Source organism: Rugamonas rubra (genome assembly GCF_900114705.1).
Classification (GTDB): domain Bacteria; phylum Pseudomonadota; class Gammaproteobacteria; order Burkholderiales; family Burkholderiaceae_D; genus Rugamonas; species Rugamonas rubra.
This window is the reverse complement of sequence record NZ_FOTW01000009.1, coordinates 99,731-115,734: the sequence shown is the minus strand read 5'-3', so window position 1 is coordinate 115,734 and position 16,004 is coordinate 99,731. Positions and strand designations below refer to the sequence as shown.

Below are 16,004 nucleotides of genomic sequence, written 5' to 3'. Positions count from 1 at the left end.
TCCCGCTATCCATCCGGTGGTCGAAATAAAAGAAGGGTGCTTTCAAACCCTGGCTGCAGTATTCTTTAACGTAGCCCGACTCGCCATGATGCGAGCGGGCAGCGCATGCGCCAGGGCCGCCCAGCGTTCGCGGCCACGAGGTGGATTAGCGCTGGCCATCCACGCCGGCCGTGGCGCTGGCCCGCGCCAAACTCGAGCGCGCCCCCGCCACGGCCTGCAGGCGCTCCTGCAGGTAGTTGCTCAGGCGCGGCTCCTGGCTAAAGGCGACATTGAAACGGATGTGCTGGTCGGGCGTGTCGTTCGCCGAGAAGGCGGCGCCGCGCATCAGCAGGATCTTGTTGCGGTAGGCGTCCTGCACCAACAAGTCGACGTCCAGTCCTTCCGGCATGGTGCCCCACAAGAAAATGCCGGCGTCGCCAGGCTGCTCGAACAGCACGCCCGCCGCGCTCAACTGGCGCGTGCTGACGTTGCGCGCCGCCATGATCTTGCGTTGCATGCGGTCTAGATGTTTGCGCAAGTTGCCGGCCCTGAGTACTTCCAGCAGCACATATTCGTTCAGCGCCGGCAGCGTCATGATGGAATGGATCTTGGTGCGCATCAGCACCTTGAGCAGGGCGGGGGCGGCGGCGAGATAGCCCATCCGCAGGGCCGGGCTCAGCACCTTGCAAAAGCTGGAGTAGTAAATCACCCCGTCGAGCCCGGCCAGCGATGCCAGCCGGGTACAGTGGCCTTGCTGGAAATGGCCATGCACGTCGTCCTCGGCGATCAGGAAACCATACTGCTGCGCCAAGATCAAAACCTTGTGCAAATTGGCGGCGCTGCTGCTCCATCCCGTGGGGTTGTGCAGGGCCGTTTGCACGAACAGCAGGCGGGGACGGTGCTCGCGGCAGGCGGCCTCCAATTCGTCCAGATCGAGGCCGTCGGGCCGGCGCTTGATCGGCACCAAACGTATGCCGTCCTGGCGCAAGCGGCCGAACATCAGAAAATAGCCGGGGTCTTCCACCAGCACGGTGTCGCCGGGCTGCAAAAAACTACGGCAAATCAAGTCGATGGCGTGGGTGCCGCCGAAGGTGGTGAGGATGTGGCCGGCGTCGAAGGCGGCGCCGATGCCGCGCAACAGCAGCGCGATGTGCTCGCGCAACTCCGGCAGCCCCTGCGGCGGACAGCGCGAGGCCATGCCTGCGGCGCTGCGCGCCAAGGCCCTTTGCACGGCGGCGGCCGGCACCGCGTCCTGCAGCCAGGTCGGCGGCAAGGCGCCACTGCTGGCCTGCAATACACCGGCGCGCTGATCGTTCGCCTGCTGCGCCAACCAGACCGGCTCTTGCTCCGTGCCCGCTTCCAGTGCGACCTCATCGGGAATCGACCTGCCGGCGTCGCTCGTGGTGCGCACAAAAAAACCCGCCGTGCCATGGGAATCGATGACGCCGGCCGCGACCAGCCTGTCATAGGCCACCACCACGGTATTGGTGCTGACCGCCAACTGGGTGGCGAGTTGGCGTATCGACAACAGTTTGGCGCCGCCGGGCAGGGCCCGGCTCTCGACCATGTGGCGCAGTTTCGCCTCGATCTGCTTGGAGAGGGCGATGGGGGAGGAGCGGTCGATGTCGAACATGGCGAGAGTCTAGCGCAAAAACATTACCGCCAGGACGAGCAAGATTGCACCCATGGTCAAATTGAACACGCGCTGCTTGCGCGGGTCCTTCAGCAGGTGGCGAATCGAGACGCCAAACAAGGCCCACATGACATTGCAAGGCATGCCCACTAGGGTGCCGATCAGCGCCACCAGCAGCGCAGCGGCGAGCGGATTGTGCCCGGCAGGCATGAACACCGATGCCACCGTAACGGCCTTCACCCAGCTCTTCGGGTTGAGCGCTTGAAATATCGCCGCCTGGGCGAACGACACCGCCTTGGGGGCCTGCGCCCCGCCCACCGAGGCCCCGCTGAGCTTCCAAGCCAAAAACACCAGATACAGCGATCCGGCGATACGCAACACCTGCTGCGTCAACGGGTAGGCCGTAAAGACGCTTCCCAGCCCCACGCACATGAGCATGGTTTGCACGAACATGCCGGTCTGGATGCCCAGAATGGCCGGCAGCGCGCCGCGACCACCAAAATTGGCGCCGGTGGTGGCGAGCATGACGTTGTTCGGCCCGGGTGTGGCCGACATTACAAAGCAATAGCTCATCAAGGGCAGGAGTTCGGTCATGGTATGCAGTTCGCAGTGTGGAAACGCTACCAGTCTAGGAGCGCGGCGCGGCGCCGACAAGGCACAAGGCCAAGGTGACAGAGCCATGCTGTATCAGTCGATCGACAGCTACAGTTGCCACCAGCGCTGGATCATCCGCTGGCGCCGCTGCCGGCCTGGCCTATCGCTGCCCCGATGGGCGCGAGCCGGACTGGATGCCCGGCCGGCCGCCGCGCGATTTGCTAGAAGGCAAGTCCTGGTGCTAAAATGTGTGCATGCAAAGCAAGTTTGTCAGAAGTAAAATCACCGCATGGTTAGCGTGCTTCGCCATCCTGCTGTCTTCGCTTGCGCCATCCTTCTCGCATGCCGTCGCGGCAGCCAAAGGCGAAGTGTGGATGGAAATCTGTACGGTGGACGGCATGAAGTTCGTCAAGCTCGGCGACGAGGGGGCCCAGTCCTTGCCGCCGCTGACAAAGAAATCGCTGCAACTCGAACACTGCCCGTACTGTTCAGTCCACGCCGGCTCGCCCGGCATTTTGCCCTCCTGGAATCTGCTCTTGCCGCAAGCCGTGTCCTGCGCCACGATGCCATCGCTGTTCTATCAATCCCCGCGCCCCTTGGCCGTGTGGGCCGCCGCGCAATCGCGCGCGCCGCCATCCCTCCTCTGATTTCCCCCTGCGTGCCGCCTCGTGCGAGGCGCGTGAGCAAGCGGCGTTTGCCGCGCATCGGCGTCTAGCCGATCCGCTGTTGAAGCATGGCGGGCGGCCGGCCGCGCGCCGCCGTGCCCGCCCGCGTTGCAGCGTTGCCGCGTGTCGCCTTGGCGCGCGCGACAGGGAATGTCACACAAGCACCCGAATCTTTCACCGCGACAGCCGATACGTGCTGCTCGCCGCCATCGCGCGCGCCCGGCCGGCCTCGACCGTCCTTGCCTTGCCGCGCCGGTGGCAACAGAAAACAGTCAATCAGAGGAGTTCTCATGCAGTATCCGAATCAAACCATGGCGGCCATTTGTCTGGCGCTCGCCGCCGCCTTCGTTCCAGCCCAGGCCGCAAGCCAGCGCTTCGACATTCCCGCCCAGCCCTTGAGCCAGGTGCTCGCCGCGCTTGCCCAGCAGACCGGCGCGCAGTTTTTCTACACCGAGGCCAGCCTCAAGGGCATGCCCAGCCCCGGCGTGCGGGGCGAGTACGGCCTGGCCGAGGCGCTCGACAAGGCCTTGGCCGGCAGTGGCTTGCACGCGACGTTCGCCGCCGAGAAGGCGGTGCAGATCAGCGCCGGCGCCAACGGCGGGCTGGTCCAATTGCCGACCATCGACGTGCTCGATGTCGTCGAGCCCGGCTACAAGCCGGGCAAGCTCGGCGTCGCCGGCAAGGTCGCCCTGGCCGCGCGCGAGATCCCGCAATCGGTGTCGGTGGTGAGCCGCAAGCAGATGGACGACCAGGGCATGGCCACTGTCGGCGAGGCGATGCAGCAGGTCACCGGCATCAACGTCATCGCCAACGACACCACCAACAACCAGTACTCCGCGCGCGGCTACGGCATGGGGGTGATGTACGACGGCGTCACCTCCTACAACGGCATGACCCCGTCGCACCAGTTCGACCTGCCGCTGTACGAGCGCGTCGAGGTGTTGCGCGGCCCGGCCGGCCTGCTGCGCGGCGTCGGCGAGCCAGGCGGCGTGGTCAACCTGGTCAAGAAGCGTCCCAAGGACGCGTATGCGCTGGCCTGGGGCGCCAGCGCCGGCAGCTCGGACCTGTACCGCCTGGAGGGCGACGTCACCGGCCCCTTGAACGCCGACAAGACCCTGCGCGGCCGCCTGGTGCTGTCCGACGAGCAGCGCGGATACTTCTACGACCACACGCGTAGCCGGAAATGGCTGGGCTTGGCCGCGCTGGAGTACGCGCCGAGTCCGCGCACCACCTTCGCGCTGTCGTTCGCGGCGCAGGAGCAGAAGGTCAAGGCGCCCTGGTCCGGCTTGCCCGCCTACCTGAACCTCGGCAATCCCGACGCCGGCGTGTATCCCTTGCTCGACGTCGCCCGTTCGACCTTCAACACGCCCGACTGGGGCCGCATGGCCTACCGCACGCAGGAAACGGCGGCCAGCGTCGAGCACCGCTTCGACAACCAGTGGGTGGCCAAGGCGAGCGTCAACCATCGCCGGCAGAGCCAGTTCTACAAGTACGCCTTCACCTCGACCGGGGTGAATCCGAGCAACCACTTGGTGAGCTACCGCAGCTTCCAGGGCGATTACGACTACCTGCGCGACGGCGTCGACGCCAGCGCGAACGGCCCGTTCACCTGGTTCGGGCGCAAGCACAATCTGATGTTCGGCGCCAATTCGGAGGTCTACAACAGCGCCGGCAGCTCGGGCAACGGGCCGAACGTCAACAACGTGGTGTTTGGCGAGCTCGGCGCCGTCACGGAGCCGGCCATCGCCTACACCTCGGGCAGCGAGAGCGACACGCGGCAAAGCGGGCTCTACTCGCAGTTGCGCCTCAGCCTGGCCGATCCGCTGACGCTGGTGTTGGGCGGCCGCAGCAGCACCTTCAAGGCCAGGACGCGCGCCATCGCGCCCTCGGCGCAGACACCGTGGAAGGACGGCGCCAAGGCCGACAATCGCTTCACCCCCTACGGCGGCCTGCTGTATGCGTTGTCGAAGAACGTCACCTTGTACGGCAGCTACGCCGACATCTTCGTGCCGCAGACCCAGGCGAAGGCCGACGGCGGCGTGCTCGATCCGCGCACCGGGCGCCAGTACGAGGTCGGCGGCAAGGGCGACTTCTTCGACGGCGGGCTGGCCGCCTCGCTGGCCGTGTTCAATCTACGCGACCAGAACCGCGCCTACGCCGATCCGGCCTATCCCACTTCCAATTTCTTTCTGAACGCGGGCGAGGTCGAAAGCCGAGGCTGGGAGCTCGAGGTCGCCGGCCAGCCGTTCAAGGGCCTCGACGTGGTGGCCGGCTACACGCGCCTGAGCACGCGCTACATGAAGGACCGCGCCAACGAGGGGCTGAGCTACTCGATCCAGACGCCGAAGGAGCAGTTCAAGCTCTGGTCCACCTATCGCTTCGACGCCGCCAGCGGCCTGGCCGGCTTCAGCGTCGGCGGCGGCGTGATCGCGGTGGGCGCGGCGCAGAGCTCGCGCGGCTGGCGCGGCCAGTTGCTCAACACCGGCTACGCGGTGTTCAACGGCAGCATCGCCTACCGGGTCGACAAGACCTACTCGCTCAACCTGGTGGTGAACAACCTGCTCGACAGGAAATACTACGCCTCCGTCGGCACGCCGAACATCTACAACTTCTACGGCGAACCGCGCAGCTTCATGTTGAACCTGCGCGCCAGCTACTAAGCGACATGGCTGGCCCGGCCGCAGGCCGGGCCTACTCACGAGTGTTTGAAAGGGAAATGTATGAAGAATCTTTATGCCAGCATCTTGTTGATGTGCGGATGCAATGCCTGGGCGGTCGACGGGGGCCCGTTGCGGGACGTGGAAATCGGCTTTGCCATGCGGGCGGGGGAGAGCGCCGTCCACTGCGCCGGGCCGGCGGTGCGGTTGGGCGTGGCGGCCACGCCGGCGCGCCTGCGCGACGCCCGCCTGTACGTGCACAATGTGCGCCTGCTGGCGCGCGACGGCGCCGAGGCGCCGCTGCAACTGGAGCAGAACGAGTGGCAGTACCTGAACGTGGCGCTGCTCGACTTCGAGGACGGCGCGGCGACCTGCGAGGGCACCGCCGCCGTCAACACCGCCGTGCGTGGCAAGGTGGCGGCCGGCGATTTCGTCGGCCTGGCCTTCGACCTCGGCGTGCCCGTCTCGGCGCCGGGACCGGCCGGCGCCGCCGTCCCGCTCAACCACAGCAATAGCGAAACGGCGCCGGCGCCGCTTGACATCGCCGCCATGGGCTGGAGCTGGCAGGCCGGGCGCAAGTTCATTAAGCTGGAGCTGCTGCCCGAGGGCGGCGTCAAACGGAAGAACGACACCACCAAGGTCTGGACCATCCATCTCGGCTCGACCGCCTGCGTCGGCAACCCTACCGACAACGACACCGTCAAGTGCGGCAATCCGAACCGCCGGACGGTGCGCTTCGAGCGCTTCGAGCAGGCGCGCGACCTGGTGCTGCTCGACCTCGCGCGCCTGCTCGAATACTCCGACATCGGCAGGGACGAGGGCGGCGCGGCCGGCTGCATGAGCTGGCCGGCCGACCCCGAATGCGGCCCCGTGTTCCGCCAACTCGGCTTGCCCTTGCGGCCGGGCGAGGGCCGTGGCGGCGCCGGCCAGTCGGCCGCCGACCAGGCCCTGCCGGCGGCCTTCCGCAGGGTGGCGAAATGACCGCCGCGACGCTACGCGGCGCCGGCCTGGCGCTGGCCGGCCTGCTCCTGCTGGCGCCGCCGGCCGGGGCGCAGCAGGAGCCCGGCGTCCAGCCTGCCGCCGCGCGGCCGGCGCCCGCGCCCGACGGCGCCGCGCCAGCGCAGGACGGCGCCGCCGACTGGGTGTGGCGCTTGCCGCGCGATTTCCCCGTGCCCAAGGTGCCGGCGGACAATCCGATGTCGATGGCGAAATTCGAGCTGGGACGCTATCTGTTCTACGACAAGCAGCTGTCGGGCAACGGCAAGATCAGCTGCGCCTCCTGCCACCAGCAGCGCCTCGCCTTCACCGACGGCCGCAAGCTGAGCCCCGGCGCGACCGGGGAGTTGACCGCCCGCAGTGCGCAGCACCTGGCCAACGCCGCCTGGCACGCCAGCTACACCTGGGCCAACCCGGCGTTGACGACGCTGGAACGGCAAATGCTGGTGCCCTTGTTCGGCGACGCCCCGATTGAAATGGGCTTGAACGACCGCAACAAGGCGACCGTGCTGCAGCGCTTTTCCGCCAGCGAGGCCTACAGTCGGCGCTTCGCCAGCGCGTTCCCGCAGGAGCCGGCGCCGGTCAACATGGACAACATCGTCAAGGCGATCGCCAGCTTCCAGCGCGCGCTGGTCTCCGGCAACGCCAAGTTCGACCGCTACCAGCGCGGCGAAGCGACGCTGACGCGCAAGGAACTGCGCGGCAAGAACCTGTTCTTCGGCGAGCGGGCCGAGTGCTTCCACTGCCATGGCGGCTTCAATTTCAACGACCAGGTGTTGCACGCCCGCACGCGCGTGATCGAGACGCCGTTCCACAACACCGGCCTGTACAACATCGACGGCAAGGGCGGCTATCCGGCCGCCAGCCCCGGCCTGATCGACAATTCCGGCCGGCCCGAGGACATGGGCAAGTTCCGCGCGCCCAGCCTGCGCAACGTGGCGCAGACCGCTCCCTATATGCACGACGGTTCCATCGCCACGCTGCAACAGGTGGTCGCCACCTACGCCGCCGGCGGCCGCCGGATACGCCACGGCAGCAATGCCGGCGACGGGCGGCGCAATCCGCTCAAGAGCGAGTTGATCGGCAATATCGCCCTGAGCGCGCGGGAGCAGTCGGAGTTGCTCGCCTTCCTCAAAACGCTGAGCGATGCCGGCTTCCTGAACGATCCGCGCTATGCCGATCCCCATGGCAAATGAGCGCGCGGGGCTTGCGACGCAGCGCCGTCGGAAAGCTGCCGGGCCTGTTGCTGGTGCTGGCCGTCCATCTGGCCATGCTGTCGGCCGCCTGGCGCTATGGCGGGCCGGCCAAGCCGGCGCCGGCGCCGGCCACCATGGTCAGCCTGATCGCCGCGCCGGCGCCGGCATCCGCACCGCGCCGGGCGGCGGCGCCGCCGCTGCGCTCGAAGCCGGCGGCGCTGCTGCCGTCGCCATCCATGCCGGCCGCGGCGGCGCTGCTATCGCCGCCCCAGCCGCCGCCCCAGCCGGCGCCGCAGTTTGCGCCGGCAGTCGCCAGCGCCGTTTTGCAGCCCGCGCCGCCCGCGCCGCCCGCGCAGCCGGGCGACGGCGCAGCCCAGGCGGTGCAGACGGCGCTGCCTGCGGCGCCGCTGGCGCTCGGCGTGGAGCTGGCGCTCGCCTGTCCGGAAAGGCCGGCGCCGCGCTACCCCGCCGAGTCGCGCCTGCAGCGCGAAAGTGGCGTGGTGGTGCTGCGGGTGGCGCTGGACGCGAGCGGCCAAGTCACCCAGGCCAGCGTGCACAGTTCGAGCGGCCACCGCCGGCTTGACGAGGCGGCGATCAGCGCGGTGCGCACCTGGCGCTGCCTGCCGGCGACGCGCGACGGCCAACCGGTTGGCGCGGTCGCGCTGCAGCCGTTCAATTTCTCCCTGCGCGAAGCTTGAGCGGGGCGCCCGCGCCGCCTGGACCCGGCGGCGGGCGAAATGAAACGCTAGGTCTTTGGCGGCAGCGGCCGCTTGCCGCGCAGGATGCGCTGGCAGGCCTGCGCCGCCGCCTCGAACGAGCGCGCCACGGCGCGGCCGCCGCCGGCGTCGCTGTCCTGCAGCACCAGTTGCTCGAAGGGGCTGGCGATGAGCAGGGCGAGCGGCTCGGCGTCGGGCAGGAAGCCGGCCAGCGCGGCCAGCGCGGCGGCGATCTGGCTCTGCTCCTTGGCCGGCTCGATGCTGACCAGGCAGTACAGGGCCAGCACGGCCGGGTTGAAATCGTCCGGCGGCGTGCCGTCGAACTCGTCGAGCGCGATGTGGCGGCCGTCGATGCCCTGCAGGCGCAGGATGCGCACCAGGATCTCGGCGGCCAGCTCGTCGCCGACCGAGCCGGCGCCGATGCACAGCACGATGGTGCCGGCCGGCACGTCCAGCGCGCCCTGGTTCTCGCCCAGCAGCGCCTCGCGGCGGTGGCGCAGCTCGCGGCCGATGTTCAGGTCCTCCAGCATCGAGGTGCGGCCGTAGCGGCGCCACCATCTCGGCTTCTCGCCCAGCGCCTCGATGACGGCGGCGATCGCGCTGGCCACCTTGAGCTGCTCGCCCTTGCTGATGGTCTTGGCGTCGAGGTCGGCGCGGGCCAGGTGCAGGGCCGGCGCCAGCACCGCGTCGCAATAGGCGGCGAACGTTTTGCGCGCCAGGATGCGGCGCGCGCTGGCGATGATCTCCTGGCTGTCGCCGGACAGGGCGCGCTGGTAGAAATTCTGCGGCAGCGTCAGCGCCGGCATCTCGCCGAGCAGGATCTCGAACATGTTGAGCGCACGCACGTAGCGGCCGGCCACCACCAGGCACAGGGTCAGCGGGGTCGACAGCACCAGCCCGACCGGGCCCCAGATCCAGCTCCAGAAGATCGCCGCGATCACCACCGACAGCGGCGACAGCCCGGTGGTGTGGCCGTACAGCTTGGGCTCGACCATCTGCGCGACGACCACCTCGATGCACAGGAACAGCAGCAAGGTCATCAGCGCCAGCGACCAGCCCGGCGCCACGGCGGCCGCCAGCAGGGTGGCGCAGCAGGCGGCGATCGGCACGCCGATGTAGGGGATGAAGCGCAGCGTGGCCGTCATCGCGCCCCACAGCAGCGCCTGCGACAGGCCGAGCAGGCTCAGTCCCAGCCAGACCAGGCCGCCGGTGCCGACGTTGACGGCGAACTGCGAGACGAAGAAGCGCGACAGGCGCTGGCCGGCGTCGTTGACGGCGACGGTGGTGGCGCGCAGGTCGTCGCCGCCGGCCAGGCGGATGAAGCGGTCGCGCAGCGCCTCGTGCTCGAGCAGCACGAACACCAGCACCACCAGCACGATGCCGGCGGTCTCCAGCGGCGGCCAGATCGACGAGGCGATGCGCAGCAGCAGTTGCAGCGGCTTGAGCGGCGCCTCGTGGATCTCCACCGGCACCGGCCCGCCGTCCGCCGCCGCGCGCGGCAGGGTGGCGGCGCCGGGCGCCGGGCCGTCGGCCCATTGCTCGACCAGGCGGCCGGCCTCGCTGTTGAACCTGCCCAGCCTGCCCGAGGCCAGCTGCTCCACCGCCGCCACCTTGCTGCGGATGGTGTCGGTGTATTGCGGCAGGCTGGCGCCGATGCGCACCACCTGCAGGCCGATGGCGAAGCCGACTGCGCCCAGCGCCAGCGCCAGCGTCAGCACGGCCACGCCGACCGAGGCGGTCGGCCCCAGTCCGATATGGCGCAGCCGCTGCACCCATGGCGCCACCAGCAGGCTGAGGATGATCGCCAGGGTGATCGGGATCAGCACGTCGCGGCCGAAGTACAGCAGGGCCAGCACGGTGGCGGCACCGACGATGCCGGACACGCCGGCGGAGACGAGGTGGGTTTTCGGTTCGATCGACAATTCAAATTCCTTGTAAGCGGGCGTTCGGCGTTGCACGGATAGTAGCAGCATGCGCCCGCCTTGGCCTCTCGGCGGGTACGCCATTTTCCATGCAGTTGCCGCTCATTTGCAGCCGTGGCGATATTGCAGGGGCGTGGTGTTGAACATCGACTTGAAATGGCGGGCCAGGTGGCTGGCGCCGGAAAAGCCGCAGCGCAAGGCGATCTCCCCCACCGGCAGCGCCGAATCGCGCAGCAGTTCGCTGGCCAGGCGGCTGCGGCTCTGCACGATGTAGGCGTGCACGGTGACACCGAACAGGCGGCTGAACCCTTGCTTGAGCGCGGTTTCGTTCATGTTGGCGGCGGCGGCCACGGCGGCGAGTTGCAAGCGGCTGGCGAGATGCCCGTCGATGTGCTGGCGCGCCGCCATCAGACGGCGCCGGTCGCGCCCGCTGACCGCCATGTCCCCCACGTCGGCCCGGGCGGCGGCGGGCGGCGCCGCCGTCGCGCCGTGCAGGCGTGTCACCACCGCATGCAGCGCCTGCAGCGCCGCCGCCTGGACTTCCAGCATGGCCAGCGGGGTCTGCGGCAGGCCCTGTTGGCACAGCGCCCGCGCGAAGGCGTCGAGCGCGGGCGGCAGCGCCATGCGCGCCAGCCAAGCGTTGGCGCGCGGATGCCGATACACGTCGCAGCCTTGATGCGGGGCCGGCACCGCCGGGCCGACGGCGTGGCGCCAGGCCAGCGGGTAGCGCAGGGTGACCGCCTTGAAGCGGGTGTGGGCGGGGACGAAATCCTGGCAGTCGAAGGCCTCCCAGGAGCAGCTCAGGAAGCAATGGCCGGCGCGGAACTCGCACGGCGCGCCGTCTTCGCCCATCAGGAAGTGTCCCTTCCCCTCCAATAGCAGCACCAGCGACAGGTGCGGCGGCGCGGCGGCGGACGGCATGTGGATGTCGTGCTCGCTGACCTTGTCGATCGTGCCGATGCGCACGGGCGCCTCGGCATCGCTCCAGACCGCGCCGGTCAACTCCTTGCCCCGGCGCGCGTGGTGGGTAATGTCCAGCCGCCGGATGGCGGGCTTGCTTGCTGCGAGGGTCATGGCGGGTGCGCTCCAGTGCGCTTCGGGCAGGTTGTGAATACGAATGATTCTCATTATTTTATCTGATCGTATCGTTTGTCATCCGATTCTTTTCTTTTCGCCGATGCCGCTGCCTTACCTTCTGTACTTTAAAAATGCTCAGAGGGAAATCATATGCGGTTCATCTCACATTCGCGCGCCTTGGCGCCCCGGCTTGCGCCGGCGTCTCTGGCGTCGCTGGCGGCGCTCGCGCTGCTCACCGGCGCGGCGCGCGGCGCCGACCTGGCCGGCGCCGACGGGGGCGCCGCGCCGCTGCCGGTCATCACCGTCAGCGCCACCAAGCGCGCGCAGGCGGCGGACGAGGTGGCCGGCACCGTCGACACGGTCGGCGCCGAGGAGCTGGAGCGCCGGGGACTGTTGAGCATCAACCAGCTCGACCGCATCTTCGCCGACCTGCAAATCCGCCAGCGCTCGAGCCGGGCGTATTCGAACGTGACGATACGCGGCCAGTCCTCCGTCGATTTCTACAATCCGACCGCCCAACTGTACGTGGACGGCCTGCCGCAAGACCAGGCCTTGTTCGCCCAGCTGCTGCCGCAGGCGCTGGAACAGGTGGAGATCCTGTACGGCCCGCAAGGCACCCTGTACGGCCGTGGCGCGGTGGGCGGCATCATCAACGTCGTCACGCGCCGGCCGCGGCAGCCGGCCGGCTTCGACGCCGCCGTCGGCGTCGACCGGCTCGGCCACAACGCCCAAGTCCAGGCCAACCTGCCGCTGGTGCGCGACGCGCTCTACCTCGACCTGGCCGCCGGCGTCCGGCGCGAGCGCGGCGAGATGCGCAATATGTTGAACGGCGCCCGCCTCGGCGACGGCGACGACGAGAGCAGCCGCCTGCGCCTGCGCTTCGCGCCGTCCGGCGGCCCGCTGGATATCATGCTGAGCGCCGCCCGCGCCAGCACCAGCTCGGACGAGGAGTACTACGTCATGGGGCCCGACCTGGGCCGCCGCCAGGCGCTGCCGGCGCCCTCGCACTACCGCCTGCGTAGCGACAGCCTCGGGCTGCACGCCGCCTGGGACGTCGGCGGCGCCGTCCTGAGCTCCTTGAGCGGCCGCCAGGACCGCAAGCTCGACCGCACCATCTTCGGCAGCTACACGCCGGAGCAGCAAACCACCTTCAGCCAGGAGGTGCGGCTGGCCTCGACACCGGCGGGCCGGGGGCTCGACTATGTCGCCGGCGTGTATTATCAAGACCTCGACTTCCGCCGCGAGATGCCGCCGGCCGCCTTGTCCTCGCGGCAGAACATCCGCTCGCGGGCGGTCTTCGGCGAGCTGGTTTGGCATGTCAGCGACCAGCTCGACGTGACGCCCGGCCTGCGCGTCGAGCGCGAGCGCGCCAGCGCGGACACCCGTGTCGCCGGCGCGGCGCTGCGGCGCGAAAAGACCTTCGGCGCCAACTCCTCCAAGTTGGGACTGCGCTACCAGTTGGCGCCGCAGACCGGCGTCTACGCCTTGTACAGCAGCGGTTTCAAGGCGGGCGGCTTCACCCGTGCCGTGACGCCGCAAAACATCGCCTTCAGCTACGAGCCGCAAACCTCGCGCAACCTCGAGCTGGGCGTCAAGAGCGCCACGCCGGACCGGCGCCTGGAAGTGAGCGCCGCGCTGTATGTCGTGCGCACCAGCGGCTACCAGTTGTCGGTGGGGCCGGTGCAGGGGCAGTACCTGCAAAACGTCGGCGAGGTGGAGACCAAGGGGGCCAACCTCAACCTCAAGTGGCGGCCGACCGACCGGCTCCGCCTCAAGACGGCGCTGGCGCTCAACGACTCGGCGTTTGCCAAGTACGCCGACCCGACCGGCGGCGGCGCCGACCTGACCGGCAAGACGGTGCCATACGCGCCGCCGCTGACGCTCAACCTGGGCGCCGAGTATGACATCGCACTGGCCGGCGGCGCGGGAAGGCTGACGCCGCGCATCGGCCTGAGCCATGTGGGCAAGACCAACTTCAACGAAGCCAACAGCATCAGCCAGCAGGCCTATACGCTGGTCGACGCCGGCGTCACCTGGCGCATCAACCAGACGGTAACGCTGGACGTCTACGGCGACAACCTGGCCGACAAGGCCTATGCGGTGTACGCCTTCGACGCCGGCGCGCCCTACGGCGTGTTGGCGCAGGTCGGTCGCGGCCGCATTCTGGGCAGTCGCCTTCATGTCTCGTTCTGATACCGCCGTGGCGGCGCCGCGCCGGGCGGCGGCCCAGCCGCGCTCGCGCCGCCTGCACCGCTGGCTGGCCTATGTGTTCGCCGCCTTCTTCATCGTCCAGGGGCTGAGCGGCAGCCTGCTGGTGCTGGCGGACCCGCTGGACGACTGGCTGAATCCGGAGCTGACGGTCGCGCCGGCGGCGCGCAAGCCGCTGGTCGAGATGGCCGACGCCCTGCAACGGCGCCATCCCGATGTGCAGGGGCTCGGCCTGACCCGCATCGACCAGGCGGGGCGCCTGGTCACCGGTTTCTGGCCGACGCCGGACCCCCTGATCCCGAGCGAAAACCGCTACTGGCTGGCGCGCATGCATCCGGCCAGCGGCGCCGAGTTGAGCGTGATGCCCTACGGCGGCTGGTCGTTCCAGCGCCACGACCTGATCGGCCTGTTCTATGCGCTGCACACCAGCCTGACGCTGGGCGCGATCGGCAAACTGCTGCAGATGGTCTCGGCCGGCTTCCTGCTGCTGTTGCTGGCCAGCGGCCTCGCGAACATCGTCAACCGGCGCCGCGCGCTGCGCCACAAGGCGCCGTCGGCCGTCGTCGACCATCCGCCGGCGCGGCTGCATCGGCGCCTGGGCGCGCTCAGCGCGCTGGTGCTGGCCATCCTGCTGGCCAGCGGCATCGCGCTGCAATTCGAAACGCTGCTCGATCCGGCCTACGGCTATCGCTCGGCGCCCGCGCAAGGGCGCCGCCAGATCAGTCTGCGGCAGGCCTGGAGCGCGGCGCATGCCCGCTATCCGGCCGCCGACACCCGTCTGATCATGTCGCCCTTCGTGCCGGGCGGCGTGTTCCGCATCGGCCTCGTCGTGCCGGACGGGCAGGGCGCCGGCAAGGAGGTCGAGCTGTTCGTCGACGCCTATTCCGGCGCGGTGCAACGCGAGCGCCGCAGCGACGAGGGCGGGCTGGCGGCGCGCCTGCCGCGGGTGTTCGAGTCTCTGCATGGCGGCAAGGTGCTCGGCGTGGCGGGGCAGGCCCTCGCCTTCGTCGCCGGACTGCTGCCCCTGGCGTTCCTCTTCACCGGGCTGGCGCTGGGCCGGCGCCGCCGGCGCAACTAGTGTAGTGCTGCGTCCTTGTTGACGCATAAAAATGCGCCTTTGCCCGCCATGCGTCGTTGCCAATCCTCGCGATAGCCCGCTATCACTCCGGTTGGCGCCTAGCCTGGCGGGCAAATGCATCATTTTTATATGCGCCCCCAAGAACGCAACACTACACTAGGCCTTGCGCGCTGCCGCCGGGCGCGTTTTCGGCATATGGATATTTGGATTCAGTTCTGTCCGTGGCGGCGCGGAAGGCATACAATCGCTTCCTTTTGCATAAACATTAATGGAACCGGCCGCCTCGGAACAACTCGCGCAATGGCTGCTCGGCAGCATAGAGCTGGACGCGGCCGCCCTACACGTGGGGCGCTACTGCGGCCCGTGGCGCGCCTCGACGGCCGATCGCGGGCTGGCCAGCTTCCATCTGCTGCTGCACGGCGAGTGCTACCTGCACGTGCCCGGCCAGGCGCCGCTCAAGCTGCAGGCGCGCGACGGCGTGTTCCTGATGCGCGAGGTGGCCCATTTTCTCAGCCCCTCGCCGGACCCGGCGGCGGTCGTCGGCGGCCAGGACATGCTGCCGCTGGCCGGCGCGCGCGACGGCGACGGCGCCGAGGCCGGCGCCGGCCTGGCCTGCGGCTTCTTCCGTTTTCGCGGCACGCTCAGCGCCATGGTGGTCGATTCCTTCCCGCAGCATCTGGTCTGCCGCAGCGGCGACCCGGCGCTGCGCCACACGGCGGCGCTGTTCGACCTGATCCTGGCGGAGGCGGGCGGCGACCCGGCGCGGCCCTCGCCGCTGGTGGCGCGCCTGGTCGAGCTGCTGTTCTTCTACCTGATCCGCCACGCCGCCCAGCGCGAAACGGTGGGCGCCGGCCTGCTGGCGCTGGCCCAGCGCGGCGAGTTCGTCGCCCTGCTCGACGACCTGCTGCGCCATCCCGGCGCGGACTGGAGCATCGCCCGCATGGCGCAGGCGGTGCACATGTCGCGCGCCGCCTTCTGCAAACACTTCAGCAGCGTCGGCGGCCTGCCGCCGGCGCAGTTCCTGCTGCGCCTGCGCATGACGGCGGCGGCCAGCCGGCTGCGCGCCGGCGATTCGGTCGAGCAGGCCGCCGAGCACGTCGGCTACCAGTCGAGCGCCGCGTTCAGCCGCGCCTTCAAACGCATCGTCGGCGCCCAGCCGGGCAGCTACCGGCGCCAGCTGCGCACGGGCGCATAAAGACGTTTGAACATTAAACGGCGACGAACGAGTATGGCGACAGCGGCCCCAACATCGGATAATATCGCCTCCTTGTCCAAGAAAGACC

The 16,004-nt window shown here is 69.1% G+C and carries 12 protein-coding genes; 8 read left to right on the top strand and 4 right to left on the bottom strand.

The features are described from left to right. Window positions 1-145: 145 nt before the first annotated feature. Entirely contained in the window at window positions 146-1,612 is a 1,467-nt protein-coding gene (locus BM252_RS09740) for an aminotransferase-like domain-containing protein (protein ID WP_093386895.1), read from the bottom strand. Between the two features lie 9 nt (window positions 1,613-1,621). Beyond that, window positions 1,622-2,206: a LysE family translocator gene (locus tag BM252_RS09735; RefSeq protein WP_093386893.1), complete on the bottom strand. Its 585-nt coding sequence runs from the start codon at window positions 2,204-2,206 to the stop codon at window positions 1,622-1,624. A gap of 254 nt (window positions 2,207-2,460) precedes the next feature. Here BM252_RS09735 and BM252_RS09730 point away from each other — a divergent pair, with 254 nt between their 5' ends. The 5 genes from BM252_RS09730 to BM252_RS09710 all read left to right on the top strand — a co-directional run bounded on the left by BM252_RS09730 (window position 2,461) and on the right by BM252_RS09710 (window position 8,418). Beyond that, the gene (locus BM252_RS09730) at window positions 2,461-2,853 is read left to right on the top strand and encodes a DUF2946 domain-containing protein (protein ID WP_093386890.1); all 393 of its coding nucleotides are present in this window, start codon (window positions 2,461-2,463) and stop codon (window positions 2,851-2,853) included. Between the two features lie 308 nt (window positions 2,854-3,161). Further along, window positions 3,162-5,531 (top strand): TonB-dependent siderophore receptor, encoded by a 2,370-nt coding sequence (locus BM252_RS09725; RefSeq protein WP_217429894.1) that lies wholly within the window; start codon window positions 3,162-3,164, stop codon window positions 5,529-5,531. Between the two features lie 60 nt (window positions 5,532-5,591). Next, window positions 5,592-6,509, top strand: a complete 918-nt coding sequence (locus tag BM252_RS09720; protein ID WP_093386888.1) for an MbnP family copper-binding protein — start codon at window positions 5,592-5,594, stop codon at window positions 6,507-6,509. After that, window positions 6,506-7,720, top strand: coding sequence for a methanobactin export MATE transporter MbnM (locus tag BM252_RS09715; RefSeq protein WP_093386885.1), 1,215 nt, complete (start codon window positions 6,506-6,508; stop codon window positions 7,718-7,720). Before BM252_RS09720 ends, BM252_RS09715 begins: the two co-directional genes overlap by 4 nt. Before the next feature lie 11 nt (window positions 7,721-7,731). Further along, window positions 7,732-8,418: an energy transducer TonB gene (locus tag BM252_RS09710; RefSeq protein ID WP_217429893.1), complete on the top strand. Its 687-nt coding sequence runs from the start codon at window positions 7,732-7,734 to the stop codon at window positions 8,416-8,418. 47 nt (window positions 8,419-8,465) lie between these two features. On the opposite strand, the gene BM252_RS09705 is transcribed toward BM252_RS09710, so the two are convergent. Next, window positions 8,466-10,409, bottom strand: a complete 1,944-nt coding sequence (locus tag BM252_RS09705) for an AI-2E family transporter (RefSeq protein WP_093386880.1) — start codon at window positions 10,407-10,409, stop codon at window positions 8,466-8,468. Between the two features lie 51 nt (window positions 10,410-10,460). Next, entirely contained in the window at window positions 10,461-11,432 is a 972-nt protein-coding gene (locus BM252_RS09700) for a helix-turn-helix transcriptional regulator (RefSeq protein ID WP_174900473.1), read from the bottom strand. 153 nt (window positions 11,433-11,585) lie between these two features. On the opposite strand from BM252_RS09700, the gene BM252_RS09695 reads away from it, so the two are divergent. The 3 genes from BM252_RS09695 (at window position 11,586) to BM252_RS09685 (ending at window position 15,916) form a co-directional block, all read left to right on the top strand. Further along, window positions 11,586-13,628 carry a TonB-dependent receptor gene (locus tag BM252_RS09695; protein WP_093386875.1) on the top strand — a complete coding sequence of 681 codons (2,043 nt, stop codon included), beginning with the start codon at window positions 11,586-11,588 and terminating at the stop codon, window positions 13,626-13,628. Then, window positions 13,615-14,721 (top strand): PepSY-associated TM helix domain-containing protein, encoded by a 1,107-nt coding sequence (locus BM252_RS09690; protein ID WP_174900472.1) that lies wholly within the window; start codon window positions 13,615-13,617, stop codon window positions 14,719-14,721. The genes BM252_RS09695 and BM252_RS09690 overlap by 14 nt, the downstream gene beginning before the upstream one ends. A gap of 268 nt (window positions 14,722-14,989) precedes the next feature. Next, on the top strand, window positions 14,990-15,916 hold the full coding sequence (locus BM252_RS09685) for an AraC family transcriptional regulator (protein WP_093386870.1): 927 nt from the start codon (window positions 14,990-14,992) through the stop codon (window positions 15,914-15,916). Window positions 15,917-16,004 lie beyond the last annotated feature (88 nt).